The 26,077-nt window shown below is 64.1% G+C and carries 27 protein-coding genes; 10 read left to right on the top strand and 17 right to left on the bottom strand.

Annotated elements, in window-relative coordinates:
• The first annotated feature begins 63 nt into the window (after positions 1-63).
• Positions 64-507: a hypothetical protein gene (locus AB4Y35_RS26420; protein WP_368706647.1), complete on the top strand. Its 444-nt coding sequence runs from the start codon at positions 64-66 to the stop codon at positions 505-507.
• Between the two features lie 383 nt (positions 508-890).
• Here the strand turns inward: AB4Y35_RS26420 and AB4Y35_RS26415 are convergent, their stop codons facing one another.
• The 3 genes from AB4Y35_RS26415 to AB4Y35_RS26405 form a co-directional block, all read right to left on the bottom strand.
• Positions 891-1,478, bottom strand: a complete 588-nt coding sequence (locus AB4Y35_RS26415; RefSeq protein WP_368706646.1) for a YSC84-related protein — start codon at positions 1,476-1,478, stop codon at positions 891-893.
• Positions 1,479-1,749: 271 nt separating this feature from the next.
• Complete coding sequence (locus AB4Y35_RS26410) at positions 1,750-2,121, bottom strand: DoxX family protein (protein ID WP_368706645.1); 372 nt, start codon at positions 2,119-2,121, stop codon at positions 1,750-1,752.
• Between the two features lie 79 nt (positions 2,122-2,200).
• The gene (locus tag AB4Y35_RS26405; protein ID WP_368706644.1) at positions 2,201-3,073 is read right to left on the bottom strand and encodes an NmrA family NAD(P)-binding protein; all 873 of its coding nucleotides are present in this window, start codon (positions 3,071-3,073) and stop codon (positions 2,201-2,203) included.
• 167 nt (positions 3,074-3,240) lie between these two features.
• Between AB4Y35_RS26405 and AB4Y35_RS26400 the strand changes: the two genes are divergently transcribed.
• Together AB4Y35_RS26400 and AB4Y35_RS26395 are read left to right on the top strand one after the other, a co-directional pair.
• The gene (locus tag AB4Y35_RS26400; protein ID WP_368694284.1) at positions 3,241-3,660 is read left to right on the top strand and encodes a winged helix-turn-helix transcriptional regulator; all 420 of its coding nucleotides are present in this window, start codon (positions 3,241-3,243) and stop codon (positions 3,658-3,660) included.
• 236 nt (positions 3,661-3,896) lie between these two features.
• Positions 3,897-4,313 (top strand): response regulator, encoded by a 417-nt coding sequence (locus AB4Y35_RS26395; RefSeq protein ID WP_368706643.1) that lies wholly within the window; start codon positions 3,897-3,899, stop codon positions 4,311-4,313.
• A gap of 93 nt (positions 4,314-4,406) precedes the next feature.
• Here the strand turns inward: AB4Y35_RS26395 and rpsU are convergent, their stop codons facing one another.
• The 4 genes from rpsU to AB4Y35_RS26375 form a co-directional block, all read right to left on the bottom strand.
• Positions 4,407-4,619: a 30S ribosomal protein S21 gene (gene rpsU, locus AB4Y35_RS26390; protein WP_158761989.1), complete on the bottom strand. Its 213-nt coding sequence runs from the start codon at positions 4,617-4,619 to the stop codon at positions 4,407-4,409.
• A gap of 105 nt (positions 4,620-4,724) precedes the next feature.
• Complete coding sequence (gene infA / locus AB4Y35_RS26385) at positions 4,725-4,991, bottom strand: translation initiation factor IF-1 (RefSeq protein WP_342922662.1); 267 nt, start codon at positions 4,989-4,991, stop codon at positions 4,725-4,727.
• A gap of 513 nt (positions 4,992-5,504) precedes the next feature.
• On the bottom strand, positions 5,505-5,729 hold the full coding sequence (locus AB4Y35_RS26380) for a hypothetical protein (RefSeq protein ID WP_342922739.1): 225 nt from the start codon (positions 5,727-5,729) through the stop codon (positions 5,505-5,507).
• Positions 5,730-6,007: 278 nt separating this feature from the next.
• On the bottom strand, positions 6,008-6,211 hold the full coding sequence (locus AB4Y35_RS26375; RefSeq protein WP_368688823.1) for a cold-shock protein: 204 nt from the start codon (positions 6,209-6,211) through the stop codon (positions 6,008-6,010).
• Between the two features lie 320 nt (positions 6,212-6,531).
• On the opposite strand from AB4Y35_RS26375, the gene AB4Y35_RS26370 reads away from it, so the two are divergent.
• Positions 6,532-6,687, top strand: coding sequence for a hypothetical protein (locus AB4Y35_RS26370; protein ID WP_368706642.1), 156 nt, complete (start codon positions 6,532-6,534; stop codon positions 6,685-6,687).
• A gap of 380 nt (positions 6,688-7,067) precedes the next feature.
• Entirely contained in the window at positions 7,068-9,005 is a 1,938-nt protein-coding gene (locus AB4Y35_RS26365) for an MHYT domain-containing protein (protein ID WP_368706641.1), read from the top strand.
• A gap of 631 nt (positions 9,006-9,636) precedes the next feature.
• Here the strand turns inward: AB4Y35_RS26365 and AB4Y35_RS26360 are convergent.
• On the bottom strand, positions 9,637-10,533 hold the full coding sequence (locus AB4Y35_RS26360; protein ID WP_368706640.1) for a LysR family transcriptional regulator: 897 nt from the start codon (positions 10,531-10,533) through the stop codon (positions 9,637-9,639).
• Positions 10,534-10,617: 84 nt separating this feature from the next.
• Here AB4Y35_RS26360 and AB4Y35_RS26355 point away from each other — a divergent pair, with 84 nt between their 5' ends.
• Entirely contained in the window at positions 10,618-11,394 is a 777-nt protein-coding gene (locus AB4Y35_RS26355) for an NAD(P)H-dependent oxidoreductase (protein ID WP_368706639.1), read from the top strand.
• A gap of 51 nt (positions 11,395-11,445) precedes the next feature.
• Here AB4Y35_RS26355 and AB4Y35_RS26350 read toward each other — a convergent pair whose 3' ends face one another.
• The 8 genes from AB4Y35_RS26350 to AB4Y35_RS26315 form a co-directional block, all read right to left on the bottom strand.
• Positions 11,446-11,835, bottom strand: coding sequence for a hypothetical protein (locus tag AB4Y35_RS26350; RefSeq protein WP_368688827.1), 390 nt, complete (start codon positions 11,833-11,835; stop codon positions 11,446-11,448).
• A 36-nt stretch (positions 11,836-11,871) separates the two neighbouring features.
• On the bottom strand, positions 11,872-12,804 hold the full coding sequence (locus AB4Y35_RS26345) for a hypothetical protein (protein ID WP_368706766.1): 933 nt from the start codon (positions 12,802-12,804) through the stop codon (positions 11,872-11,874).
• Between the two features lie 133 nt (positions 12,805-12,937).
• Positions 12,938-13,318 carry a potassium channel family protein gene (locus AB4Y35_RS26340; protein ID WP_368706638.1) on the bottom strand — a complete coding sequence of 127 codons (381 nt, stop codon included), beginning with the start codon at positions 13,316-13,318 and terminating at the stop codon, positions 12,938-12,940.
• Complete coding sequence (locus AB4Y35_RS26335; protein ID WP_368688829.1) at positions 13,315-14,355, bottom strand: DUF2955 domain-containing protein; 1,041 nt, start codon at positions 14,353-14,355, stop codon at positions 13,315-13,317. Before AB4Y35_RS26335 ends, AB4Y35_RS26340 begins: the two co-directional genes overlap by 4 nt.
• A 9-nt stretch (positions 14,356-14,364) precedes the next feature.
• Positions 14,365-15,483 carry an HlyD family secretion protein gene (locus AB4Y35_RS26330; RefSeq protein WP_368706637.1) on the bottom strand — a complete coding sequence of 373 codons (1,119 nt, stop codon included), beginning with the start codon at positions 15,481-15,483 and terminating at the stop codon, positions 14,365-14,367.
• On the bottom strand, positions 15,480-17,009 hold the full coding sequence (locus AB4Y35_RS26325) for a TolC family protein (protein WP_368706765.1): 1,530 nt from the start codon (positions 17,007-17,009) through the stop codon (positions 15,480-15,482). The genes AB4Y35_RS26330 and AB4Y35_RS26325 overlap by 4 nt, the downstream gene beginning before the upstream one ends.
• A 64-nt stretch (positions 17,010-17,073) precedes the next feature.
• Positions 17,074-18,180, bottom strand: coding sequence for an AI-2E family transporter (locus tag AB4Y35_RS26320; protein WP_368706636.1), 1,107 nt, complete (start codon positions 18,178-18,180; stop codon positions 17,074-17,076).
• A gap of 342 nt (positions 18,181-18,522) precedes the next feature.
• Entirely contained in the window at positions 18,523-18,882 is a 360-nt protein-coding gene (locus AB4Y35_RS26315; RefSeq protein WP_368706635.1) for a hypothetical protein, read from the bottom strand.
• Positions 18,883-19,378: 496 nt separating this feature from the next.
• Here AB4Y35_RS26315 and AB4Y35_RS26310 point away from each other — a divergent pair, with 496 nt between their 5' ends.
• Both AB4Y35_RS26310 and AB4Y35_RS26305 read left to right on the top strand, forming a co-directional pair.
• Entirely contained in the window at positions 19,379-20,113 is a 735-nt protein-coding gene (locus AB4Y35_RS26310; protein ID WP_368706634.1) for a type IV pili methyl-accepting chemotaxis transducer N-terminal domain-containing protein, read from the top strand.
• 23 nt (positions 20,114-20,136) lie between these two features.
• Positions 20,137-21,531 carry an MFS transporter gene (locus tag AB4Y35_RS26305; protein WP_368706633.1) on the top strand — a complete coding sequence of 465 codons (1,395 nt, stop codon included), beginning with the start codon at positions 20,137-20,139 and terminating at the stop codon, positions 21,529-21,531.
• Positions 21,532-21,587: 56 nt separating this feature from the next.
• Here the strand turns inward: AB4Y35_RS26305 and cobA are convergent, their stop codons facing one another.
• A complete protein-coding gene (cobA, locus tag AB4Y35_RS26300) occupies positions 21,588-22,382 on the bottom strand; it encodes a uroporphyrinogen-III C-methyltransferase (RefSeq protein ID WP_368706764.1) in 795 nt (264 codons plus the stop codon).
• A 726-nt stretch (positions 22,383-23,108) separates the two neighbouring features.
• On the opposite strand from cobA, the gene nirB reads away from it, so the two are divergent.
• Positions 23,109-25,700, top strand: a complete 2,592-nt coding sequence (nirB, locus tag AB4Y35_RS26295; RefSeq protein WP_368706763.1) for a nitrite reductase large subunit NirB — start codon at positions 23,109-23,111, stop codon at positions 25,698-25,700.
• Positions 25,701-25,729: 29 nt separating this feature from the next.
• Positions 25,730-26,077 carry a nitrite reductase small subunit NirD gene (gene nirD / locus AB4Y35_RS26290; protein WP_368688835.1) on the top strand — a complete coding sequence of 116 codons (348 nt, stop codon included), beginning with the start codon at positions 25,730-25,732 and terminating at the stop codon, positions 26,075-26,077.

Raw genomic sequence — 26,077 nt, 5'->3', positions numbered from 1 at the left:
ATAAGCACCTGATACCCGGTCGCGACAGATGCTTTGAGTCCGACAACACCCGTGGAGACGTTCATGGCGACAAAAACGTGGAGCTTGTTTCGCTGGATTCCGAGGCAGCACGCACTCACCGCGGTGAAGGAAAAGCTCATGTCGCATAACGGGGCAGCGCTGTGGGTGTTTGACCTTGAACAGTCCTATCGGCCTGGGCAGGCAATTTCCGGTAACGCCTGGTTAGTGGCCTACGATCTCGACCGAACTGCCGAAACCAACATCAAAAATCGTCAGCATGTCGATTTTGAGTCGGAAGACTTCCGCGGGGAAGCCGCTCATCCCGCGGACATCATCGTCAAGGAAAACGAGAAGGGTGCCTATGGTATCGGGCGAATGCGCCAGAGCACCACGAAATTTCACGTTACCGCCCGGTTCGCCACGAAGAAGGAGGTCGCCAGGGCGCTCGGCCTGAAAGAGGTGGAAATTGCCGATGGTTATCGTCCGGGCAGGACCTGGCCGACCTGAGCTTCCAGGAAGCTGTCGAAGCCACCACGGTGACGCGCCGTCACGCCGGTACGGTTGATCATGCAGGGGCTTTGCCGCGAGTCTACAAACGCCTCCAGCCACAGCGGATGTCGGCTTCAGATCACGAATAAGGAGTCCCTTCTGCGGCGTGCCGCTTGCAGTCCGGGCTGAACACGCGCTCGGTGGGGATGAAGGTGCCGATTTGTGCGAGCACCGTCGTGGCGAGCATGAGCATGACACGGGCGTCGCTTGTTCCAGCGTTTGCCGAACGCCTGGAGTCGAGCCGACATTGGGATTCAAGAGCATGCGAGGGAGACGGGCTATCCGTGCGTCTATTTCAAGTACGTGCAGCACGGATTGCCCGCGCCGGGGCGAGACCCACTTCAGATTTTCAGTCGCGAAACCTTGGCGCCGGACAGTGACACGTCGCCCATCAATCCGGCGTTGGTCATCACAATGGCTTGAACCGGCGCGGTAGCCGTAGTCGTATCAATCTGGCCATTCGCTCCGACCTTCACCAGCGCAACCGATCCTTCGCCACCGACCGACCAGCCTTTCGAGTTGCGGAAGCTGTTAAGCGCATCGTGCGTCATGAACAGAAAGATGACAGCCTTGGATTGCGCACCTGCCTGCAAGCCGAATGAGGCCGCCGCCGTGCTGTAGTAGCCGACACTTTTCCCGCCTATCCGCAAAGCGCCCTGGCCGTATTCTCCCCCGGCGACGAAACCAGCCTTGATGACAGACGGGAATACGAGTACGCCATTCGCCTTGCCGACGAGTTCCTTTGAGCCACTGACTGTCTCGAACAGCCGCGACAGTGTTTCATTGACCTTTGCGTCGATTTCGTGGCGCTTTGCTGCATTGGACTCTGCGGCAACGGCCGCAGTCACCGGCGCCCAGAAACTGGTCAACGACAGTCCCGTGATCGTTAGCGTTGCGGCACCTGTCTTCAAAACAGAACGTCTGTGCATGATCACCTCCATCAAGGGTTAAGGTCGAATTCACACAGGAAAGTGAGGCGAGGATTGTGGCGCCGCAGGCGAAGCCTTTTCGTCTGGCGATACAGCAATCCAGATCGATTTGACCGGACCGGGCGCCCAGTGCGTGGTCGTGCCAACAATATTTGGCAGACTCGCGGGTTGCGCAATAGGACTTAGGTCCAATAGGGTGATGGCAGCCTTTTGCAGAGGCTGGTACACGCACTTCCGGCATGCTGTGTAGCTCTTGAAGGACGCGTAAGGTTTAGGCCTGAGCCAAAGAACCGGTAGCGAGCCGCTCGCGCCAGGCAATCCAGCCGACAACAATCGAAAGTGTCGCCGCGACAAGTGGCGCCACCGCGTGTTCGTATTCGCCGTGCACTGCGACGGTTGCCAGCGCAGCCAACATCACGGTGCAGCCGAGCGCCGCGCCCCACAGCCTCGTGCGTGCTCGGGCGAGCAGAAGGGCCGTCATGAGTTCCAGCGAACCAGTCACGAAATGGAACCAGTGCGGATATCCCCACTTCAGGTATTCCTCAAAGATGGATCGCGGGGCGACGATGTTGCTGAGCGATCCGACGACGAAAAACGCGGCAAGAACCAAAGGTAATATCTGGCGCCAGGAAATCTTGGACATGCGTTCTACCTTCTCTGTTGAGTGCGCAGCGGAGGACCAGTGCGGCCGTCTGTTCGACGAGACGGCCGATCTTCGTTGTTCATGCCGTAGTGGCCTTGTGGGCCGCCGCAAAGACATCACGAAGAGACGTCGTGCCCGCGATGTGCTCCGTACCCGCGACGCCGAGATCCATCCAGCCCGCGTTGACGGCATCGAACATCGCTTCCGCGGGTCCAGTCTGTCCCTTCGGGACGCCGAACTGTTCGAACGCTGCAGGCCACCCGGCCCGAGGGATGGGAAAGGCCTTGACGTCGCGCTGCAAGACTTCGCCCAGTTGGGCCGCGACTTCATCGGCGCTGACCATCGAGCCAAGCTCGACGACGCGATGCCCGGACCACGCCGGCCCGGTCAGCAGCGTCGCCACCCCGGCGCCGATATCGTCGGTCGCGACCATGGTCGACTTCCGGCTCGTCGGGTTGTAGTAGACGGGTAGCGTGCCGCCCTGGGCGACGTGCAGGCCGTAAAGGAAGTTTTCGAAAAACCCGCCGGCTCGCACATAGGCGATCGGCAGTGTCAGGTGGCGCAGTCCTTGCTCCAGAAGCGACAGGGCCGTGATCATTCCCAGCCCGCTGGTTCTGTTTGCACCCATCGACGACAGCACAACCACCCGCGGCGGCGCTGCCCTCGTCAGCGCCTCGACATAGGTCGCGATCACGCTCTTTGCTTCCCTGAAATCAGGCGAGGGTGCCCAGACAGCCGGCAGCATGACAAATGCGCCGTCGACCCCTTCGAGCGCCCTGTCTACGGCGGCTGCATCATTCCAGTCGCCGTCGATGAGTTCCACACCTTGATCCGCCCAATTCGTCGCCTTCTCGCGATTGCGGACCAGCGCTCGTACTTTCCGGCCTTGCGCCAACAGATGTTTGGCCGTTGCGCCGCCTGCGCGTCCCGTAATTCCCATTACCAAAAGCATGTACTTCTCCTGAAATTGGAATTGCCCCTAACGCCAACACTTCTGCGGCTGCGGTTGCGGCTAACTGAGGAGCGGTCTTTGTTTGAGGGCAGGTCTATCATAGAGACCGATGCCTCGCGCCGGAAGGAGGCAGTTTTTTGTTACCAGAAGAGTTAAGGGGAACCCGAATGAGCACCGCCCAGAATGCGATCGAGAGATTCAGCCGATATCAACGTGAACTGGCCGACGCCCAGGCCGCACACTGCGCGATTCGTGACGTGCTCGACCGCATCGGCGACAAATGGAGCATGCTTATGATCATGGAGCTCGCGACGCGATCGCAGCGCTTCAGTGAGCTTCACCGGGCCATCCCGGACATTTCCAAGCGCATGCTTACCCAGACACTGCGCGATCTGGAGCGCGACGGACTCATCACCCGTCATGTTTTTCCCACCAGCCCACCAAGCGTCGAATATCGTCTGGCTCCGCTAGGCCAATCCCTGTTGGACCCAATGGCGGCCCTCATCGATTGGGCCGATCGTCGTTATCCCGACATCCATGCCGCGCGCGTGCGCTTTGACGGCGCATCCGGTGATGGCCCGCGCTAGATGCCCAGCCCGATGTGGGGTTGGCGGCGAAAGGCTGAAGCGGCCAGTTGATGTCCTGCTGTGCAGATGGCGCGGAAGGTCGGGCGGGAATGAAAAATGCTCCACAGCCAACCTTCGCAGATGCACGCTGAAAAAACGCGTGCTTTTGACAGACAAGCGAACCAGACCTTCGAATCGACAGCCAGACGCTACTGCGTGCATAGGAAGCCGATGGTATGCACTTAAGGACACGCGAGTTGGCTTTTGCACCGGTGGTTCAGGATCGTCCTGAAACGCAAAAGCAGGGGCGGTACGTGGCCACGATATTGCTGGTAGAGGACGATTCGCGCATGCTCGATGCCCTGGTCTGGCTAATCGAGTCTGAAGGTCATCGGGTGGCTCAGGCACGCAATGGCGCAGAAGCGCTGGCGCTCGCGCGTTCGCAACCGCCAGAACTAGTCGTCACCGATTACATGATGCCTCTCATGAATGGTCTCGAACTGGCCAGAGCACTCGCTGACGACCCCCGGCTTTCGATGGTCCCGGTCGTGCTCATCTCGGCCATCGCGGAGCCGCCTGACCCGGCTGCATTTCGGGCCTTTCTGCGCAAGCCTTTCGCCGCGTCCCGGCTCCTCGACCTGATCAACAAGAGTGTCGCCGGGCCACACGACTAGCACCAGGACCGGCGTGCCATTTCCTGCCTGGGCTCGGCAGCCTCCCATGCGGAGATCGAGCGGAGGTTACGCGGGAAGCCCGGCAGTTCCCGGTCAGTACCGCTTTTTCGGCGGCAACGAGCGTTTGATCTGCTTGCGCAGGCGTGCCACAGCAGCGGCCTTTTTGCGCTTGCGTACTGCGGTAGGTTTTTCATAGGCTGTCCGGGCACGAAGCTCCGGAATCAGGCCGGTGCGCTCGATCGCGCGACGGAAACGGCGTAACGCAACGTCCACGGGCTCGTCGGGTTTCAGAATTACGGTAGTCACTATTTTCCCTGGTTGAGATCCGCCAGCAATGGCGAATCGTGATGTGGAAGTGCACGCAACGGCGTCACAGGTATGGATCACAGCCGACGGTCGCGTATCGCGCCATCAACGACGGCGAAATGCGGTTCTTTGCGTTGCGGGACCGCTTCGCTCATCCTTGTGCCGGAAATTGATTCGTCCTTTCGTCAGGTCGTACACCGAGAGTTCCAGCGTCACCCGGTCGCCCGCAAGGATGCGAATGTGATTCTTGCGAATGCGCCCGGATGCGTACGCCCCTACAACCACGCCATTGTCAAGCGTGACGCGGTAACGGCTGTCTGGCAGCACTTCGTCAACGATACCGTCGAGTTCCAGCAGTTCTTCTTTGGCCATTCAAGATTCCTGATCATTTGGCGAGACATGGATTCGGACGCCGCATTGCCGAAGACGTCGCGAGCGTTGATCGACAAGCGCTCGCGCGGCAATGGGGAGCATGAAAATTACTGGGCTGCCCTTGCGTCCCGGAAGTCATGGGCACCACCCTGTCCGGGCGGCGAGTCAGGTACGCGAGGGGATGGGTCAGACGCGGCGGCTCGCAATACCAGACCGATGCGCGTCGGGGCGTGCAGTCCAGCGAGCACGGTTATCGCTGGACTATCAATCAAAGCAGGACTCGCGACTCACCAACACGCGTCTTGTCGGCGCTGTGCGAAGCGAACTAGTCCTGTATTGTAACCGAAGGTCGCTATCTATCCCGCCGCGATCGGCGAGGCCACGGGAAATGATGTCGTCAGCGACGCGTGCCGAAGATGCGCAGTTCGGCTTCCCGCGTGATGTTTGGGCGCGTTTGCTGCACCCGTCCTGGCGCTTCGGGTGCGTTGAGTGTTTCGAACTGAGGCGTCGTCTTTAGCCGCGCGTGTCGACCCAGTTGCGTGCCCACTGGGTCGAGTGCTGCAACGCTTGCTCTTCACTCTTGAAGTAATCGAGCGAATAGAACCAGTAGCGGCCTTCGGCTCGCTCGCCGTCGATGAGTTCGAGCAACAGGTTGGATGAAAAGCTGCCATCGGGCAAACGATGCGCCGAGGATTGGACGGCATAGCCGTTGTAATGTTGAATTTGTTTGTTCTGCATTTTAATTTTAATGATATTTGCGCGCGCATATGCCGTGCGAATAGCGCACGGGCGCGCCGATTCAAGGCGATTCGAGCCGAATGCTTCAGCAGTCGAAAAGCGAAAAAAGGGCGTTAAAGCCTGAGGGGAGAATGAGGCGCAACGAGGCGTATGGCGCTGGCACGCTGCTGAATAAACAGATACCAATCAGGAGAAATTGCGCCAACTGAGGGAGACAAAGCTCAGCGAGGGTGTCGCTGCAGCCCGGCGTCCGTCTGAGGAGGCCGGGCCCTTCAACTTTACAGCGGCTTGATGTTAGCCGCTTGCAGCCCCTTCGGGCCTTGCTTCGTTTCGTAGCTCACCTTCTGGTTTTCAGCCAGCGTCTTGAAGCCTTCGCTCCTGATTTCGGAGAAGTGAGCGAACAGGTCGTCACCGCCCTTGTCCGGGGTGATGAAGCCAAAGCCTTTGCTGTCGTTGAACCACTTAACGGTGCCGGTATCCATAAAGAATCCTTGAGAAAGAAATGCGGGAATTTGCTCTATTGAAGAGCGCGTGAAGCTTCAAGGAGGGAGAGGACAACGAATACCGCGGAGGAGCGATCAATTGATGAACAGCAATCGAACTTCTTGAACTTCGAGCCGAACGGTACCTCGCCGGATGGTCCAGCGTCAATACTTATCTTGTAACTGTTTCACCAGACTGCCTGTTTTGCAGGCGAAGCGATGCGGCCCCACCTTGCTGCGCCCCTTGCCTGGCATGGCCTTGCGCACAGGTCAGACGGGGTGGGGGCAGGCACCGGCCGTGTTCCATGAGGCGATCACTTATGTCATACGCACCCGGGTCATACGCACCGGGCGCCACGCATACGGCATTCGTTGTCATGCTCGAGAGCGCCGGGCACTATCCACTCGAACAGCCCGGACTCTCGCAGATGGTGCACGCCATTGACGCGTTCTACCGCGATGGAGCGGCTCGCTAGCGGGAAGTCAAACGGCTGCCCTGAAAGGGAGCATGAATGTGAGCGGTGTGAACGTCAAAATCTGCGCGAACCTGGTTATGGCCTCCATGAGTTGTGGCTCGAAGATGGGGCGCCACATACCGCATACCGCATACCGCAGATCGGTTGATGTCCGGGATTGCCAAACGTTTGCCTCGCGCCGGTCGATGATAGGGCCGTTGTCTGCCGCTGACCTCGTATTGGATTGGCCATTGTTTTGGGGGCGAAAGAGCTGGAACGCTGCTTGCGCTGCGGGTATCGACATTGTTGTGTCAGAGAATTTACAATCGCCGCGCATCGCGGCGTGGGCAAGCCCATGGTTCGCGCATGCGCGCGTGCGGCCACCTTGCCAGGTTCCACCGATGACCATGTCTTACAGCGCTCCCCTGGTTTTCCTGTCGATTGCCCTTTCTGTGGCCATGTCGTTCGTCGCCCTGCGCATGGTCGCCAACGGTGCAGCGGTTGCCGGTGGAAGTAGTCCACTGTGGAGCGCGGCAACGGCCCTTGTAATGGGTACCGGTATCTGGTCCATGCACTTCGTGGGCATGCTGGCCTATCAGATGCCGGCCACAGTGGGATTCGACGTTCTGACCACGGTCGCCTCGTGGGCCGCCGCAGTGCTCGTCTGCTGGCTTGGTCTGACGTTTGTCATGACGCGCGATCCTCCGCGTAGCGCGACCCTGATCGGCGCTGTTTTCATGGGCGCCGGAATTGCTGTCATGCACTATTCCGGCATGTCGGCCATGCAGATGTCGCCGCCGATAGCGTATCGGCCTCTGCTTGCGGCGGCCTCGGTGCTGATTGGCGTCGCCGCATCGTATGTCGCCCTGCGCATCGTGCTGGATCTTCGGACGCAAGCCGAACACCGGTTGTGGAAAATCGTCGGCGCGGCGTCGCTGATGGGCGTTGCCGTTTCCGGTCTGCACTACACAGCCATGGCAGCGGCCATTTTCGCTCCTGGCGCCATCAGCCGGGCCGCTGAGGACTTCGACAGGCAGCGCTTCGCGTTCGAGCTTTCGCTGGCGATAGCGGCCGTTCTGGGCATCGCGCTGGGGGCTGCGTTTCGTCAGGCACGCGTTGCCGCGCGATCCCGGGAACTGGAACACGAACGTCGGCTCTCCGTTACGGCTGATCTGCTCCAGACCAGTGAGTTGCGGTTCAGGGCGGCACAGGAGGTCGCCATCGATCCGTTCTTCATCCTGAGCGCGCAACGCGATGGCGGCGCCGTAACGGACTTCATTTTCGATTACGCCAATCCCGCTGCGCTTCGTTTCTGGAAGCTCGCCGAGGCGGACATCCCTGGCAGCAGCTTTGTCGAGCGGTTTCCGACCGCACTCGCAACCGGGCTGTTTGCCGTCTATGCGCGCGTGTTGACGACCGGAGAACCGGCGACGGTAGAGCATGAGTACACTGGCGAGGGAATCAGCGGCTGGTTTCGCATCAACTGCGTGAAGCTGCTCGACGGCGTTGCCATTACCTTCGCCGACATTTCGGAGAGGAAGGCGCTGGAACGCGTGGCGACGATGATGCTCGAGGAGCAAACGGTGGCGCGAGAGCAGGCGGAGAAAGACAGCGCGGCCAAGGACACCTTCATCGCCGCGGTGAGTCACGAACTGAGAAATCCGCTCAATGCCGTCTTGTCCTGGGTTCAGGTACTGAAGCGTGCCGCCGAGTCCTCCCCGTCGTTCGTTGCCAATGCCTTGCAGCGAATCGAGGACAACGCAACGGCACAGGCAGCGCTGGTGAACGATCTGCTCGATGTGACCACAGTCGCGAGAGGTAAGGTGAGGCTCGCGATGCAGCCCGTCGACCTCGCCGATGTTCTGCGCCAAAGCGTACAGGATGCCGAAGTGCTTGCGCGAAAGAAGGATATCGTCGTGCGTCTGGAGGAATGTGCGGATTGCAAGGCCGTTGCCGATCGCCAGCGGTTGAGGCAAATCATGGCGAACGTCCTGCAGAACGCCATCAAGTTTTCGGATTCCGGTGACGCGGTCTCAGTCAGCGTTCGGTGCGAGGACCCAAATGCGATTATCGAGGTGACCGATACTGGAATCGGCATCGATCCGGCCGTGCTGCCTTCCGTATTCGACCGATTTGCTCAAGGGCACGATGACCACGCTCGGGCACGGGAAGGCGTTGGCCTGGGCCTTGCTATCACCCGACGGCTCGTCGAGGCTCACGACGGTTGCATCGAGGCTTTCAGCGAAGGGTCGGGGCAGGGAACGACCATACGTATCGTGCTGCCGGTCTCTGGGCGGTCTTCCGTCGCGCTAGACGAGCGGACCGCGGACTATTTCTAGCCATTACCCGAGCGGTCGGGCACCTGCATCATCAGCCCCTCGGCGGATGAAGGCTGTCTCCAGTCAAAGCACGCGGCGTTGATGTCGCTGCGGAACATCGACGGGGCGTCAATCCGGGCCATACATGACACCACGCACCATGAACACGCCGCATTCCACGCATCGAAAGTGCGGTTCGCCGTCCAGTCCGTGCCCATACGACCTGAATCGACATACGTGCATCCTGCCTTTCCATTCCCTTTCAAGCACAGCAGGTGCTGACGCGCGCCGAATGCGCGTCGGCGTTGCGGGTCCGCTGGCATCCACATGCCTCATCCATCCGTACCTGTGAGTTTGCCCTTGCCCGACCGGGGGAGCTTTTAACCCCTATGAGACGGCCAGGATGCGCTTTGACTTGTGAAGTCCCTGTGGCGAGCTTAGGGAATGATTCTTAAGGTTTCCTTATCGTGCGGTCACGACAACGCCCCTGGCAGCCGTTTTTGGCACGACGGCGGGTCTTTCGCACAATCCAGCGGATGACTCGCGGATGCCAACGACGTACTGGCTGGCGCGAGCGCCTAAGCAACAGGTTTGCTAGCGGTTTCGCGCGGCCCGGTTTTCAAGCGCCGCGTCGCACGACTGCGCGGCATCGCTACACAGCGAGGGCAATCTGCTCGCGCAGCCAGCGATGCGCGGGGTCGCGATGCGAGCGTTCGTGCCAGAGCATGCACATTTCGTAGCCGGGAACCTCGACAGGCGCTTCGACCACGCGCAGCGCCGCGCATTCGCGCACGAGCCGCCACGGCAGCATCGCCACCAGGTCGCTGCGCTCGAGGACCGAAATGACAAAAAGAAAGTGCGGAACGGAGAGCACGACGCGCCGCGTGAGCCCGGCTTGTGAAAGCGTTTCGTCGGTGATGCCGCGAAATCCGCCGCCATCGGGCGAGACGATCACGTGTTCGAGAGCGCAGAACTGCTTGATGCTCGGCCGGCGCTTTAGGCGCGGATGGTCCGCGCGGCCCGCGAGTACGTAGCGCTCGGTGAAGAGCGCGCGGCGGCGCAGATTCTCGGGGGCGTCGCTGGTGGTATGGAAGGCCAGATCGATTTCGCCCTGCGCCGCCTGCTTCGCGACACGCGCTGGCGCGAGTTCCACCACGGCCAGGCGCGTATGCGGCGCGGCCTCGCGCAAGCCACGCAGCGCCGGCAGCGCGATGGTGGACTCGCCATAGTCGCTCGCGGCCACGCACCAGGTATCGCGGGCGCTGGCCGGATCGAACGGGCTCTCGGGCGCAATGGCGCGCTCGAGCGATTCGAGCGCCTCGCGCAGGGGCTCGCGCAACGCCAGCGCGCGCGCCGTGGGCTGCATGCCGCGTGGGCCAGGCAGCAGCAGTGGATCGCCCAATATCTCGCGCAACTTCGCGAGATGCACACTAACCGAGGGCTGCGAGAAGTTCAGGCGGCGCGCCGCGCGTGTGACGTTGTGCTCGGCAAGCAGCACGTCGAGCGTGACGAGCAGGTTGAGATCGAGGCTGCGCAAATTAGCGGACATAATGGCTGGTATCTCCGTTATTCATTTCCAATATAGCAGCCGGACAACTAAGCTGGGTTCGTACCCGATCACGGAGCCCACCCCATGAATATCCTGCTCGTCTATGCGCATCCCGAACCGAAGTCGCTCAACGGCGCGCTCAGGGATTTCACCGTGCGGCGTCTCGAGGCGGCGGGTCACGCCGTTCAGGTGTCGGACCTCTATGCCATGAACTGGAAAGCGGCGCTCGACGCGCAGGACAGCGTCGAGCGCCGGAGCGACGCGCCGTTTGACCCGTCACTCGATTCGAAGCACGCTTTCGAGAACGGCCTCCAGGCCGTGGACATCGCGCAGGAGCAGGCGAAGCTCTTGTGGGCCGATACGCTCATCCTGCAGTTTCCGCTCTGGTGGTTCTCCATGCCGGCCATCCTCAAGGGCTGGGTGGAGCGTGTTTTCGCGTACGGCTTCGCCTATGGCGTGGGCGAGCACTCCGACGTGCGCTGGGGAGACCGCTACGGCGAAGGTACGCTGGCCGGCAAGCGCGCGATGCTCGTCGTGACGATGGGCGGCTGGGCGTCGCATTACGGGCCTCGTGGCGTGAACGGCCCGATCGACGACATTCTGTTCCCGATCCATCATGGCGTGCTCTATTACCCGGGCTACGACGTGCTGCCGCCGTTTCTCGTGTATCGCACGGGGCGCATGGACGAGGAGCGTTATGCGCAAACTCGCGACGCGCTCGGCGCTCGGCTCGATGCGCTGGCGCAGACGGAGCCGATCGCGTTTCGCAAGCAGAATGGCGGTGCGTATGAAATCCCGGCGCTCACGCTGCGTGAAGACGTTGCGCCGCAACGCACGGGGTTTGCCGCGCACGTTGCGTAAGCGGCTGGGGTGGCGCTTGCGGGCGCCGCGTGCAATCGGAAAACGATCGCCCTAGCGCCCCATGCGCCGGTCGTAGCTGCTCACGACCCGGTGTATCAACGTGGGGTCGCGCGCGTCGGCGGTATCGAACTTCACGACCACGCTGCCGTCGGGTTGCTGGCGCACGTTCGCCGTCACGGTGCCGCCGTCGAGCGTCCCCGCAATCGTGCCCGTGCCGGGGTCCTGCACAGTGATCGCGAGTCCCTCGTCGCGCATGGCGCCCGCCGCGGCGGCGAATGAGCGGTCGTAGCTGGCGGGCGTCATGACCACGGTGCCGGGTGGCGCGGCGTAGTAGGGACATCCCGCCAATGACAGCAGGCAGGCACAAACGCCGGCGAGCACGAGCCGCCTCGATGCGGAACCTGCCGTTGAACGCAATTGACGCTCACCTATCGGACTCATCGTAATTCTCCTCACGCGCATCCATCGTTCGAATTCCTAAAAGCTGACCGCCAGGCCGAACGACACGCCGCGCACGTTGTGGCCAAACACATAGCGCACCATCGCGCGCGTACGGGTGATGATGACGGGATACGCGCTGCTGTCGAGTTCCAGGCCCACGCCCAGCGAGGTGAGTTCGTTGAAGCCGAGCACCCCGGCACTGTCGCCGAAGTAATGCGAGTAGGCGAACTCCAGCACGTAGCGCACCGGCTTGTCCAGCGCATGCCAGCCCGTTGGCGCGCGCCAGCGCGTCCAGAGGCTCACTTGCTGCGCCATGGCGGAACCTTGAACGGCTTCCGAACTCCCGCCGAAACTGCGCAGGTAGATATCGGTCGCGCGCAATTCCGCATCGATCTCGTAGTTTTCGCGGTAGTGCTCATAGTCGAGCATGAGCGAGCCGCCGTAGCCATACGCGTCCAGATAGCCGTTATTGAGGAACTGGAGATTGCTGTCCGTGACATGGTTGAACAACGTTTGTCCGACGCGCAGATCGCTGGAAACACGCCCGATCGTGCCGTTGATGATCGGGCGAAACACGAGTTCGTTGGTGATGCGGAAGTCCCAGCCAAGCCCCACCGTGCCGCTGAAGGTATTCCACCTCGTGGGCACCGCCCGTGTCTCTGCGCCGTCGCTCGCGATGAACGTCGGGTCGTAGCGGCTATAAGCGAGCGTGCCTTCCATGTACAACGGAAACGTCCGGCTCAGCGTGAAGCCGCCGCCGAGCTGTGTTTGCCCGAAGCCCGGATTGCCGGTGGTGCCGTTGTTGATCGAAAGCGAGCTGGTGGTGACGTCCGGCACGGTGGTGTAGGTCATGATGGACAGCACGGCGTCCGCATGCTGCTTGATGTTGCCGCCGATCACGGTCTGGTTCGACAGCTGGCCCGGTACGTTCTGCGCGTGCGCTTGCCACGGCAGCACGGCGGCGAGCATCGCCGCGCCAGTTTTCACCAGCGCGATACGCAGTTGCCGCCAACGGACGATGGTGTTCGTCATGTTCGATCCTGCCGGGTCCCGATGCCCGATGGGGTCTGATTACACCTGCTCGAATAGGCTTGAAGCCGTCTCACGCCCGATCGCGCGCATGACGTGAGGCCTCCTGTACGCCGCGCACGGCGGCGGCGACGATCAGTCCGGTAAACACGAGGCCGATCAGTCCGAGCAGCACCGCGTCGATACGGCCGAACGTGGTGGTCGGCACGACATCGCCGTAACCGATCGTCAGTGCCGTGATCGCGCAGAAGTACACGGTCTCGCCCATCGGCGAAGGGGTGCGGTTCAGCGTCTCCACGGCGCCGCCGAAATAGAACATGCCAATCGTCAGGATGACGAATATCAGTAGCAGGCCGCCCAGAAGCAGGCGCATGTACCAGATGGTCCGGCCCGATTCCAGCAGGATTTCGCGTGCTTTCGGCACACGGTCCGCGCTTGTTGGTGCATTGTTCATGGCGTATTCCTCTTGAGCGCGGCACGCTGTGCGAAACGCTCGACTATCTGCAGCATCAGGCACGCGTAAGCGGTGACGGCAAGAAAGAGCGCCATGCGCACGGCGAATGCGCGGTACACGTCCTTGCCCGCCACGCTGTCCTGGACCGACTGACCCAGCAGAATGATCATGGTGACGAGGCTGTTCAGCCAGAAGCCGGGCGAGTAACGCGTGGGGCGGATGCGATAAAGCTTGCGCGCCACGAGCAGGCCGAACAGCAGCATCCAGAGATAGAACATCCAGATATTCACGAAGAGCCTGAGCGCAAACCAGAACGCGACGGCGAGCAGTCCGCCGAGCGCCGTGGAGCCGAGCAGCTCGCGCGCCGCGCCGCGTGCCGACGTGGTGCAGGTTTGCCTGCCGAGGCTCACGGACTTCATGATGATCGGCATGTAGCTCGCGGGGTCGTTCATCGCCAGCAGCCAGGCGGGCATGACCACGAGCGCGGCCTGCAAGGCGATGCGCGACGCTGCGTCCGGCGGCAGGACGCGCGCGGCGGGTTTGGCGCCCGCACCCGCGGCGCCCGGCTCGGGAAAGAGCGCGTGACTCAAGACCGAGACGAGCACGGCGAGCAGCAGTCCCTTGACGAGCGCGCCGACCACCGTGGCGGCAAGTTGCTGGTCGGCCACGCCTGCTGCGCTGATCATCGTGAGGCCGGCCGCGAGGAACGTCGCCACGAGATTGTTGCCGCCGCGCAGGCCGGCGCGAAACGCCAGGAAGAGACAGAGGCCGACGAGCAGCACGCCCGCGAACGCGTAATAGCGCAACACGGGGACGAGCAGCAGGCCGCTGCCCGTCGTGAGCGCGACGACCAGGGCGAGCGCGAACGCCGCCTTGAGCGACAGCGGCCGGTTTTGCGTCGCCAGCAGAAAGACGGCGAGCACCGGCGCGATCACCGGAATCGGAAAATCGAGTGCGAAGCTGATGGCAAGCGTGAGCGCCGTGCCCGTGGCAACGCGTAGCGCGCGGCGGCCGGGAATCGATGGGCTCGTTTGCATGGGCGCTGCTCAGTAGAGGAAGGAGAGCCAGCTCATCACCCGCAGGAACACGCGACCGAGCGGATTGAGCGGGTTGCCTGCGCTCGGAAACGCCATCACTTCGGCCTGCCCGCCCACGCGGACGTTGCGCAGCCGTGCGCGCTCGTCGCTGTCGAACTCGACGATCACGGGAAAGCGTTGCGCGGGACGCAGCCAGTCGCGGCTGTTCTGCACGGTGGGCAGGGTGCCGGGCGGCGTGCTCTGCCCGACGCTCACGCCATAGCCGATGCTGCGGATCCGTCCCGCGAACACTTCGCCCGGCAGCGCGTCCAGCGCGATGGCGACGGGCGTGCCCGCATGGAGGCGGCCCAGATTGTTCTCCGTCATGTCAGCGCTGACCCAGACATCGTGAATGGCGATGAGCGTCATGACCGGATTGCCGGCGGCCGCGAACTGGCCGACTTCGGTGCGCAGGTCGGTGATGACGCCGGCCGAGCGCGCGCGAATGCGCGTGTTGGCGAGATCGAGTTCGGCCTTTTCGAGCGCGCCCGCGGCGCTGCGCAACTGGGCGTTCTCCGCTTCGTTGCCGCCTTGCTGTTCGCGCGCCCGTTCGACCTCGGCCCGGGCCGCTTCGACCTGGCTTTGCGCCTGCTCGTGCGTGGCGCGCGCCACTTCGAGCCGCCGCAGCGAGACCGTGCCCTCGTCTTCGCGGTACAGCCGTTCGAGCCGGTCGCTGTCCTGGCGCGCCTTGACCTCGTTGGCGAGCGCCGCGCGCAATGACGCTTGCGCCGAATCGATGCCGGCGGTGCTCGCACCGATCTGCCGGCGTGTGGATTCGAGGTCGGCGCGCGCGCGGTCGGCGGCAATGCGGTATTGCTCGCTGTCGATTTCGAACAGCACGTCACCCGCGCCGACCTCCTGGTTGTTGTGTACGAGCACGCGCGTCACGCGGCCCGACACTTCCGCGGCTACGGGCACGACGTAGGCCGCGATGCGCGCCTGCTGCGTATAAGGCGTGAAGCGATCGGCGAGCAGGTACCAGATCAGGCTGATGACGATCAGGACGACGATCCACTTGAGCGCCTTGCCCGAGGAGTCGGAAGCGGGCGGCGCCTCGCGCGGGCTCGAAGGTTCGGACGCGCTGCTCATCGTGTCGGCCCCTCCGGTTGATTGCCAGGGTTCTGCGCGGCAGCGGGCGACGCCGGTTCGTCGAGCAGGTCGCCCCAGTCCGTGCGTCGCTGCATCTGGGCGCGGGTCGCGGGATCGATGAGCGGCTGATCGAGCTCCCAGCCGCCGTCCAGGGCCTTGTACAGCGCAATCAGGCTGCTCACGGCGTTGCCGCGATTGACGACGAACGCGTCCTGCTGCGCGGAGAGTGCGCGCTGCGCGTCGAGCACGCGCTGGAAGTCCGAGTACCCTTCGCGGTAGATCGTATTGGCGAGCGTGAGCGAGCGCTGCGCCGCGCCTTGCGCGTCGTGCAGGATCGTATCGCGCTGCAACGCCGCGTTCAGCGCCGTTGCGGCGTCGTCGGCCTCGCGCGCCGCGTCGCGCACGGTGTCCTGATACGCGACGATCAATTGCTGCAGGCGGGCATCCTGCACGCGCACGTTGTTCGTGATGAGGCCGTGATCGAACAGGTTCCATGTGATGCTCGGCCCGCCCGCCACGCCAAGCGTGCTCGGCGCGCCCGCAAGCGAACTGGCGCTCCAGGCGAGCGAGCCGACCAGCGAAATGGACGGATACAGGTCGGCCTTCGCCACGCCGATCAACGCCGACTGCGCGGCCATCTGCTGCTCCGCGGCGCGCACGTCCGGCCGGCGCAGCAACAGCTTCGCGGGCACATCCTGCAGCACGGCGCGGTCGATGAGCGGGACGAAGCCTGCCTTGGCCGGCTGCACGTCGAGTTCCGGCAGCGGGCCGGGCGGGCGCCCGAGCAGCACGCTAAGCGCGTGACGCGCCACTGCGATCTGGCTTTCGAACACGGGAATGCTGCTCAGCGTGCCGAGATACTGGGTTTTCGCTTGCTGGAGATCGAGCTCGTCGGTTTCGCCGCTCTTGAAGAGCTTCTGCGTGATCTCGTAGCTGCGCTTTTGCAGCTGCGCGTTTTCACGCGCAATGCGCAGGCGCGCTTCGGTCGTGCGCAGCGTGAAATAGGTGTCCGCGACCTGCGCGTGAATGAGCACGAGCGCGTCTTCGCGGTTGTCCTGGGCGGCGAAGAACGAGGCGTCGGCCGATTCGATCGCGCGGCTGAAGCGTCCCCAGAAGTCCAGTTCCCAGCCGATGCTGAAGCCAAGCCCGTATTGGAAGTACGCACCCGAACGCGGGTCGAAACCGTCGTGGCGCTTGCGCGCCGAAGCCAGCACGTCGGCGTTGGCCTGCTGGACCTGCGGGTAACGCCCCGCGAGCGCGATGCCGAGCTGGGCGCGCGCCTCGATCACGCGCAAGGCGGCGATCTTCAGGTCGCCGTTGTTCGCGTCGGCCGCGGCAATCAGCTGCTCGAGATTGTCGTCTCCGAATACGCGCCACCATTGCCGCGCGTCGGGTTGCGCGTTGACTTGTGCCGCGATCGACGTGACCTGCTCGATCGACGCGCTGCTCCAGTGCTCGCTCCAGCTTTCGCGTTGCGGCTGAAAGTCGGGGCCCACGCGCATGCAGGCGCCCAGCAGCGTGCTCAGGCAGCAGGCGCCGAGCGGGAGCCAGTAAGGGCGCTCGCAGAGGATCACCGGGCGGCCTCGCGGCTCAAGCCTGCTGTTCTTCTCGTGCGCGTTCGGATTGCGGCTGGTCTTTCACCCAGCGCCAGAACAGTTGGTAGCCGACGGCGAGCATCACCGGACCGATGAACAGGCCGATCACGCCGCCCGTGACCATGCCGCCAATCGCGCCGATCAGCACCACGGGCATCGGCACCGCCACGCCGCGGCCAAGCAGCAGCGGCTTGAGCACGTTGTCGGCGAGACCGGCAACGAACTCGTACACGGAGAACACGATGGTCGCCGTGCTCACGCCCTGCGTCATGATCACGAAGATGATGACGGGCACGGTGATGAGCGTGGCGGGCAGCTGCATGATGCCGATCAGCAGCACGGCCAGCGCGAGCAGGCCAGCGCCGGGAATGCCCATCACGATGAAGCCGACGCCGATCAACACCATCTGGATGAACGCAATGCCCACCACACCCTGGGCGACGGCGCGAATCGTGGCGGTGCAAAGGTCGGCGATCTGCGGGCCGTTTTCCGGGCCGGAAACGCGCGACGCGATCTGCACCGTGCTGCGATAGCCCGTCTCGCCGTGGGCCATGAGAATGCCTGCAATGATCAGGGATACGAAGAAAATCAGCAGCGCAGCGCCGAGTCCGGTGATCGTGCCGAGCAGCGCGAGGCCGGCCGCCTTCAGTTGCGGCGCGAACCGCTGCACGAGCCCGGTGATGTCGGTCGATGCCTGCATCCAGAAGTCGTATACGCGCTGACCGACGATTGGCCAGTGAGCGATCGAGTCGGCGGGAGGCGGGATATGAAACGTGCCGCCCTTCGCGACGCTCATGGCATGCTCGATAGAATCGGCCACGGCGACTCCGAGCAGCCACGTGGGCGCGAGGATCACGGCGAACGCCACGAGAATGATGAGCGTGGCGATGAGTCCATCCTTATGAGGGAAGCTGCGCTGCAGCTTCATTTGCAGCGGATATAGCGTGACCGCGAGAATCACGGACCAGACCATGAGGTCGAGGAACGGGGCAAAGATGCGAAAGCAAAACATTGCCAGGACGGCAATGAGCGCGGCGCGGATCAGGACATCGAGCAAATCCCGGGACTGCGCCTTCGGCGTTGACGTAGTGGGCAGCAGCATCGTCTGTGTCTCCTCGCAGGCCTCGGCGCGCAACCCAGCCACGCCCAGGCTCCTATCGCGTTCCGGCGAGGACCGCCGGAACTCCAGGTAGTACGAGAAACTGTGCGCCGACGTTGCGCTTCTTCCCGGCGTGACCCCGTGACAGGGAGCACCACTCCATGATGTTTGCAGTCGCCTGTGAGTGGTGCGGCGCGCGTCGTCGAATTGAGTCTATTACACGCACTGAAAAGGGACAATGAACGCGCGGGCCGCCTTGGACCAGAGAGAAATGCGGTTAGCAGTGCGCTGAAAATGGCGTCGTGCGCGGGCTGCGATTCTGATTCTGATTCTTGTTTGCAGGCTTCAATGTCCCGGACCACTCGAAGGCACGCAACTGAGAATGAGCCGATCGCCGCTGCCCGCACCGGGAGCCAGTGCAGCGTTGTGGAATTCATGACCGCCGCAGCGCCACTCGGCGAGATAGTCATTGCGACAGCCGCCCGATTGCGCGGCGACCATCGATACCGGATAGCTGCAGGTTCGCAAACCGTCGCAGTGCGCGGCGAGATCGCGCGTGACATTGCCGTGTGGCGCGCCGCAGTTGCTGCCGTAGGTGCCGGAGACGATGGCGATCGTCGCTTCATTCGCGGCGCCCGCCGCCGACGTGATGGCGAGGCCGACGGCGCTCCACGCGAGCGCGAGGGCGATTGCGGCTGGCTTCATGATGCACCTCCCAGGCCGGCGTTGCGCATGCGCGCTGGTGCGGCCCACCCATCCATGTTTACAGAGTAGTGCGGTCGCGCCGAAGGGCAAGACGGTGCCCGGCGATGGTGCGGGGCTTCGCTGCAGTGCACCAGCAGCAGTCACCTGAAGCACACGATTGGTGGCGCGCAGCCGGTCACCGTTGCGCCGGCTACGCGCGCTGCGTGAACCGTGAAACCCGCGCCAGCCGGGCGTTGCGCGGGGCGCGCGAGCCGCCTGCGGATCGGGTGGCACACCTATTGCTTTATCGCTACCGGGGCCAATGACGGCTCCAACGAATTGCATCATCGTCCCGCGATGCGCGGGAACAGTCGATCGTGCGGGGCAACGGCGTCCCGAAGCAGCACTCCACGGCACAGCGTGCGTGGCGGGTGCGCTTCGGGACGCTTTTTTTATGCGCGTCGCGCAATCGCCGTGGTCTGACGAACCCTTGGCGGCGCGATTTGCACAACTAAAGATGACCATGCGGGAAACGATACCTGACATCTCTGCGGAAATCGTCGGCGAGCTCATCAATCTGGCCGGGCGTCAGCGCATGCTCTCGCAGCGCGTGGTCCTGCATGCGCTGCTCGGCTTGCGCGGCGACGCCGCAGCGCTCGTCGTCGCGCGCGAATGCCTCGACACGTTTGCGGCCTCGCACGCACGGCTGGTGGAGGGCGACGATCATTTTCCCGGCGTGTTCTCGACGGCGTTGCGCGAACTCTATTTCGGCGCACGCAAGGCCGACGAGCGCATTCGGGCGTTCACGCAGCTCGCCGCGCACGCATGCGCGTGCCTCGAGCGCTCAGTCCATGCCGGGGCGGCCGATAGCGGGTGCGAGGCCGCCGTGACGGAACTCACCGCTGCCGCCACGCCGCTGCTCGACCTGCTGCAGGCGCTGACCCAGGCGTACCAGGACGAATTGCGCAGCGTGGAAGCCGCGGCGGCGAAGCGCCAGGCCGTCATCGTCGATGAACTCGCCGCCATTTCGCTGCGCGCGAACATCGTCGCGCTCAATGCACGGGTGGCGGCCGCCCGCGCCGGCCAGTTCGGCCGCGAATTCGCGGTGATCACGGCGGAGCTGGCGCACGTGATAGGTGAAATGGACCGGCTCGTGCAGGGCGTGGTCGGCAAGCCCGAACCGCGCAGCAGCGCGCCCGAAAGACATTCTGGATTCCGAAATCAACGGATGCATGCCCGCCTGGCGGGTTGAGATCCACTACTGGAGAGAACCTCGTGAAAGACCTGGTAAGTTCGCTCAAGAGCGGTAACTGGCGCGCGCTGATCGCGTGTTTCCTATATTTCGACACTGGCTTCACGGTGTGGGTGATGTTCGGGCCGCTCGCGCCGTTCATCCAGAAGGACATTGCGATGACGCCGGCCGAACTGGGCCTGCTCGTAGCCGTGCCCGTGCTCGGCGCGGCGATTCTGCGCGTCACGCTCGGCAATCTCTATCAGGCCTACGACGGCCGCCGTGTCGCGCTGATGGGCATCGCGCTTTCCGCCATCCCCGCCGCCGTGCTGCTGATGCTGCCGGGTACGCCGTCCTATACCTTGCTGCTCGTGCTCGGCGTGCTGCTCGGCGTGGGCGGCGCGAGCTTCGCCGTGGCGCTGCCGATGGCGGGCAGCAACTATCCGCCGAAGGTGCAGGGCCTCGTGCTCGGCCTCGCCGCGGCCGGCAATATCGGCGCCGTGCTCGACGGCTTCCTCTTTCCGGGCCTCGCCAGCCACTATGGATGGGCGCGCGCCACGGGCGCGGCGCTGCCGCTGCTCGCGCTCGCCGCGACGGCCGTGACCTTCTGGGCCCGTGATCTCGGCCAGAAGTCCGGCAGCGCGCCGCAGGCATTGCGCTCGTTCGGCATCACGCTCGCCGGCTTGATCGCGCTCGTGCTGGCCGTGCATGCCGGCTTGTTCGGCGCGGGCAAGACCGGCGTGCTGCTGCTGCCGGTGCTGGGCGCGCTGCTCGCCATAGGCGTGTTGCCGCGCCACTACCGTGCGGTGCTGACCGAAGGCGACACGTGGGTCGTGATGCTCGTGTACAGCATCACGTTCGGCGGCTTCGTCGGCATGTCGTCCTATGTCTCGACGCTGCTGATTTCGCTCTACCAGGTGCCGAAGCTCGAAGCCGGCGTGGTGATGTCGCTGCTCGCGCTGACCGGCGCGATGGTGCGCCCGCTCGGCGGCCTGATCGCGGATCGCATCTCGGGCGTGCGCGCACTCGTGGTGCTGCTTGCCGCGATCTCAGTGTGCGACTTCGCGTTCGCGCTGTGGATGCCGCCGTTCGCTGCCGGCATTGCGCTGCTCGCGTTCACCTACGTGTGCTTCGGTCTCGGCAACGGCGCGACGTTCCAGCTCGTGCCGCGCCGCTGGCAGGGCCGCACCGGGCTGATGTCGGGCATCATCGGCGCGGCGGGCGGGATCGGCGGCTTCTATCTGCCGGTCATCATGGGCATCGCCAAGGAGAGCACCGGCAGCTACCAGATGGGCTTCGCGACGTTCGGCGTGATCGCGGCGGCTGCATTCGGACTCGTGGTGCTGCATCGCGCACGCTGGCTCGAATGGGCGCTGCCCCAGGAGCCGGCGATGGCCCAAGCCGTCGTGCAGGGCGCCCAAGCGAGCGCAAGCAACTGAGATCTGCTTAGATAGCAAGGTGCGGCCCGAGCGTGAGCGACGGGCCGCAAACGCGTCTACGCGCGGCGACGCAGGTCCTCGCTGCCCGCTTCGCGCGAATGCACGCCAAACGAGTCAGGCGAAATGGCGAACGAAGCCGCTTCGCCAATCGCGTTGCCCACGAAGATGATGGCGGGGCTGCCAAGGCCTGCTGCACGCGCGTGTGCCGCAATCGTGCCGAGCGTGCCGGTGACGCGCCGCTCGTTCGCGCTGCCCGCCCACTGCACGACAGCGGCGGGCGTCGCCGTGGGGAGCGCGCCCACGAGCGTTGCGCACAGCGACTCGATGCGGCTCATGCCCATATAGATGGCGAGCGTCATGCCCGTCGCGGCGAGCGCCTGCCAGTCCGGTTCGCTGTGGTCGCGCAAGTGCGCGGTCACGAAGATCACGCCCTGGCAATGGTCGCGATGCGTGAGCGACACGCCGAGTCCCGCCGCTGCCGCGAACGCCGAAGACACGCCGTTCACGATTTCCACCGTCACGCCCGCACGGCGCAACGCCGCGAGTTCTTCCCCGGCGCGGCCGAACAGCAGCGCGTCGCCGCCTTTCACGCGCACCACGTGCAAGCCGCGGCGCGCGTAGCGCTGCATCAGCCGCTCGATGAAGGCTTGCGGCGTGGAGCGGCAGCCGCCTCGCTTGCCCACGCGGATCACCCGGGCCTGCGGCGCGAGCGTGACGATTTCCGGATTCACGAGATCGTCGAGCAGCACGACGTCGGCGCTCGCGAGCACCTTCGCCGCCTTCAGGGTGAGGAGGTCGAGATCGCCCGGACCTGCGCTCACCAGCGTGACCTTGCCTTCGTTGCCCGTCATCATCGTCGTCTTCCTTTGTATTGCGCGGACCCGCATGGGGAGCGCCATAAAACAAATGGCGTCCGCTCGCCGCTTGCGACGAGGGGACGCCATTGTCCGGTGTGCTTGAAAAGAGGCGCGAAGCGCGGCCCCAGGTTGCATGCCCGGCAACGCTGCCGGGCACTCAGACTCACGCAAGTTCCAGACCAACTCGCGCGCGCTAGCGCCGCCCGCCCCTGGGCCGGGCGCTCCTGGCCGGCCGCACCTGGGCCGGGCGCTCCTGGCCGGCCGCACCTGGCCGGCCGCACCTAGCCGGCCGCACCTAGCCGGCCGCACCTGGCCGGCCGCACCTGGCCGTGCCCCCAATTGACAACGCCGCAACCTGCACGCCCACGGCGCACAGCGAATGTGCTGCACGGCACCAATCTTGTGCCGGCCTGCATCACGATGCGCGCGCGAGCGATGTGCCGGACGCCCCGCTCGCCAGCCGCCGAAGTCCGCCAGACGGGCCGTTGCGCGGGATGCGCGCAGATTGGCACAGTGCTTGCATATTGCTTCGCAGCAAGTGCCACGCGAATCAATGGGGATTCGGCCGCAAGCAGTAGCGCGGCGCACGAGGGTTTCGAATTCAGGGCAACGGCGTCCCCCGAATCTGGCTTCGCGCAAGCTGGAATCGCGGGACGCCTTTTTTATTGGCAGGGGCTCAGCATGGTGCAAGCAGCGAACGAAGTGAACAGCTCGGCAGCGATGGAGATCGTCGTCGTCGGCCATGGCATGGTGGGCCACAAATTTCTCGAGTGCCTCCTTGCGGACGGCGCGCCCAACGCGCGCGTGACCGTGCTCTGCGAGGAGCCGCGTCCCGCCTACGACCGCGTGCACCTCTCCGAATTCTTCGCGGGCAAGTCGGCGGACGATCTCTCGCTCGTGGCGCCCGGCTTCTTCGAGCGCGAGAACGTGCGTCTCGTACTGAACGCGAAGGCGGTGTCGATCGATCGCGAAGCGCGCACCATCGAGGTGTCGAACGGCGAGACGCTTTCGTATGACAAGCTCGTGCTGGCCACCGGCTCCTCGGCGTTCGTGCCGCCCATTGCGGGCAATGATCGCGCCGATTGCTTCGTCTACCGAACCATCGACGATCTCGAAGCGATGCAGGCGCGCGGCGCGCACGCGAAGACGGGCGTGGTGGTGGGCGGCGGCCTGCTCGGTCTCGAATGCGCGAAAGCCTTGCGCGACCTGGGCCTCGAGACGCACGTGGTGGAATTCGCGCCGCGCCTGATGGCGGTGCAAGTCGACGACGACGGCGGCCGCATGCTGCGCGGCAAGATCGAAGAACTCGGCGTGAGCGTGCACACGCAGAAGCACACGCTGGCGATCGTGGACGGCAAGACGGTGGATGGCGCAACGGCCGCCAACCGCATGCAGTTCGCCGACGGCACACACCTCGACGCCGACATGATCGTGTTCTCGGCCGGCATTCGCCCGCGCGACGAAGTCGCCCGCGCCTGCGGCCTCGAGATCGGCGCGCGCGGCGGCATCGTGATCGACGACCAGTGCCGCACGAGCGACGCGAACATCTACGCCATCGGCGAATGCGCGCTCTGGCAAGGGCAGATCTTCGGCCTCGTCGCCCCCGGTTACGACATGGCGCGCATTGCCGCCAAAGCGCTGGCGGGCGAGGCAACGAGCTTCGCGGGCGCCGACATGAGCACCAAGCTCAAGCTGATGGGCGTGGACGTCGCGAGCATCGGCGACGCGCACGGCAAGACGCCCGGCAGCCGTTCCTACCGCTATGCCGACGAGCGCCGCCAGGTCTACAAGAAGATCGTGGTGTCCGATTGCGGCAAGAAGCTGCTCGGCGCGGTGATGGTGGGCGACGCGAGCGAATACGGCACGCTGTTGCAGATGATGCTCAACGGCATCGAGCTGCCCGAGTCGCCCGAATTCATGATCCTGCCGCAGGCCGACGGCAAGGCCAGGCCTGCGATCGGCGTGGAAGCGCTGCCCGACGCCGCACAGATCTGTTCGTGCAACAACGTTTCGAAGGCGCAAATCTGCGCGGCCGTGCAGGATGGCGCGACGACCATCGCCGCGGTGAAGGGGGCATGCAACGCCGGCACGTCGTGCGGCGGCTGCGTGCCGCTCGTCACGCAGATCATGAAGTCGGAGATGAAGCGCCAGGGGCTCGCCGTCAACAATCACCTTTGCGAGCACTTCCATTATTCGCGCCAGGAGCTGTATCACATCGTGCGCGTGGAGGGCATCAAGACCTTCGGCGACCTGCTCGCGAAGCATGGCAAGGGGCTGGGCTGCGATATCTGCAAGCCGGCCGTGGGCGGGATTCTCGCGTCCTGCTGGAACGAATTCGTGCTGAAGAAGGAGCACGCGAGCCTGCAGGATTCGAATGACTACTACCTCGCCAACATTCAGCGCGACGGCACGTATTCGGTGGTGCCGCGCATGCCGGGCGGCGAAGTCACGCCGGAAGGCCTCATCGCCGTGGGGCAGGTGGCGAAGAAGTACGGCCTGTACACGAAGATCACCGGCGGCCAGCGCGTGGACCTCTTTGGTGCGCGCGTCGAGCAGCTGCCTTTCGTCTGGGAAGAGCTGATTGCCGCGGGCTTCGAATCGGGGCACGCATACGGCAAGGCCCTGCGCACGGTGAAGTCGTGCGTGGGCTCGACGTGGTGCCGCTACGGCGTGGGCGACTCGGTGGGCTTCGCGATCGAACTCGAGAACCGCTACAAGGGTCTGCGCGCACCGCACAAGATCAAGTTCGGTGTCTCGGGCTGCACGCGCGAATGCGCGGAGGCACAAGGCAAGGACGTCGGCATCATCGCCACCGAGAAGGGCTGGAACCTCTACGTATGCGGCAACGGCGGCATGAAGCCGCGTCATGCGGAACTGCTCGCTGCCGATCTCGATCAGGCCACGCTGGTGCGCTACGTCGATCGCTTCCTCATGTTCTACGTGCGCACGGCCGACCGCCTGCAGCGCACGAGCGTGTGGCGTGACAACCTCGAAGGCGGCCTCGACTATCTGATCGACGTGGTCGTGCACGACAAGCTGGGCCTCGGGGCCGAACTCGAAGCGGAAATGCAGCTCGTGGTGGACACCTACGAATGCGAATGGAAGAAGGCCGTGACCGATCCCGAAACGCGCCGCCGCTTCCGTCACTTCGTCAACAGCGATGCCGGCGACCAGCACGTCACCTTCATCGAAGAGCGCGGCCAGATTCGCCCGGCTACGCCTGAGGAGCGCACGCAGGTTCCGCAAGCGGCGCCGCAATTCAAGCGACATGAAGCGCTGTCCGGCATTCCCGTCGTCGTCGAAACCGTCTGATTCCCTTTCATCGAACCGAGGAGTACGCAATGAGCAACGAACAGAGTCAAGGCAACTGGGTTCCCGTCTGCACGCTCAACGACATCGTGCCGAACACCGGCGTGTGTGCGCTCGTGAAGGGCGAACAGGTCGCCGTGTTCCATGTCGACGACGGCGACGCGCGTGTATACGCCATCGGCAACTACGATCCGAACTCGCACGCGGCGGTGCTCTCGCGCGGGCTCGTGGGCAGCTTCGGCGAGCGCATCGTGGTGGCCTCGCCCATCTACAAGCATCACTTCGATCTGTCCACCGGCGAGTGCATCGAAGCGCCGCAGCATTCGGTCAATGCGTTCCCCGCGCGCGTGGAAAACGGTCAGGTGTGGATCGCGGCCTGA

It is taken from the genome of Paraburkholderia sp. EG286A (genome assembly GCF_040965375.1).
Lineage (GTDB): Bacteria > Pseudomonadota > Gammaproteobacteria > Burkholderiales > Burkholderiaceae > Paraburkholderia.
The sequence above is the reverse complement of the archived record's forward strand: the minus strand, read 5'-3'. Positions and strand labels throughout refer to the sequence as shown.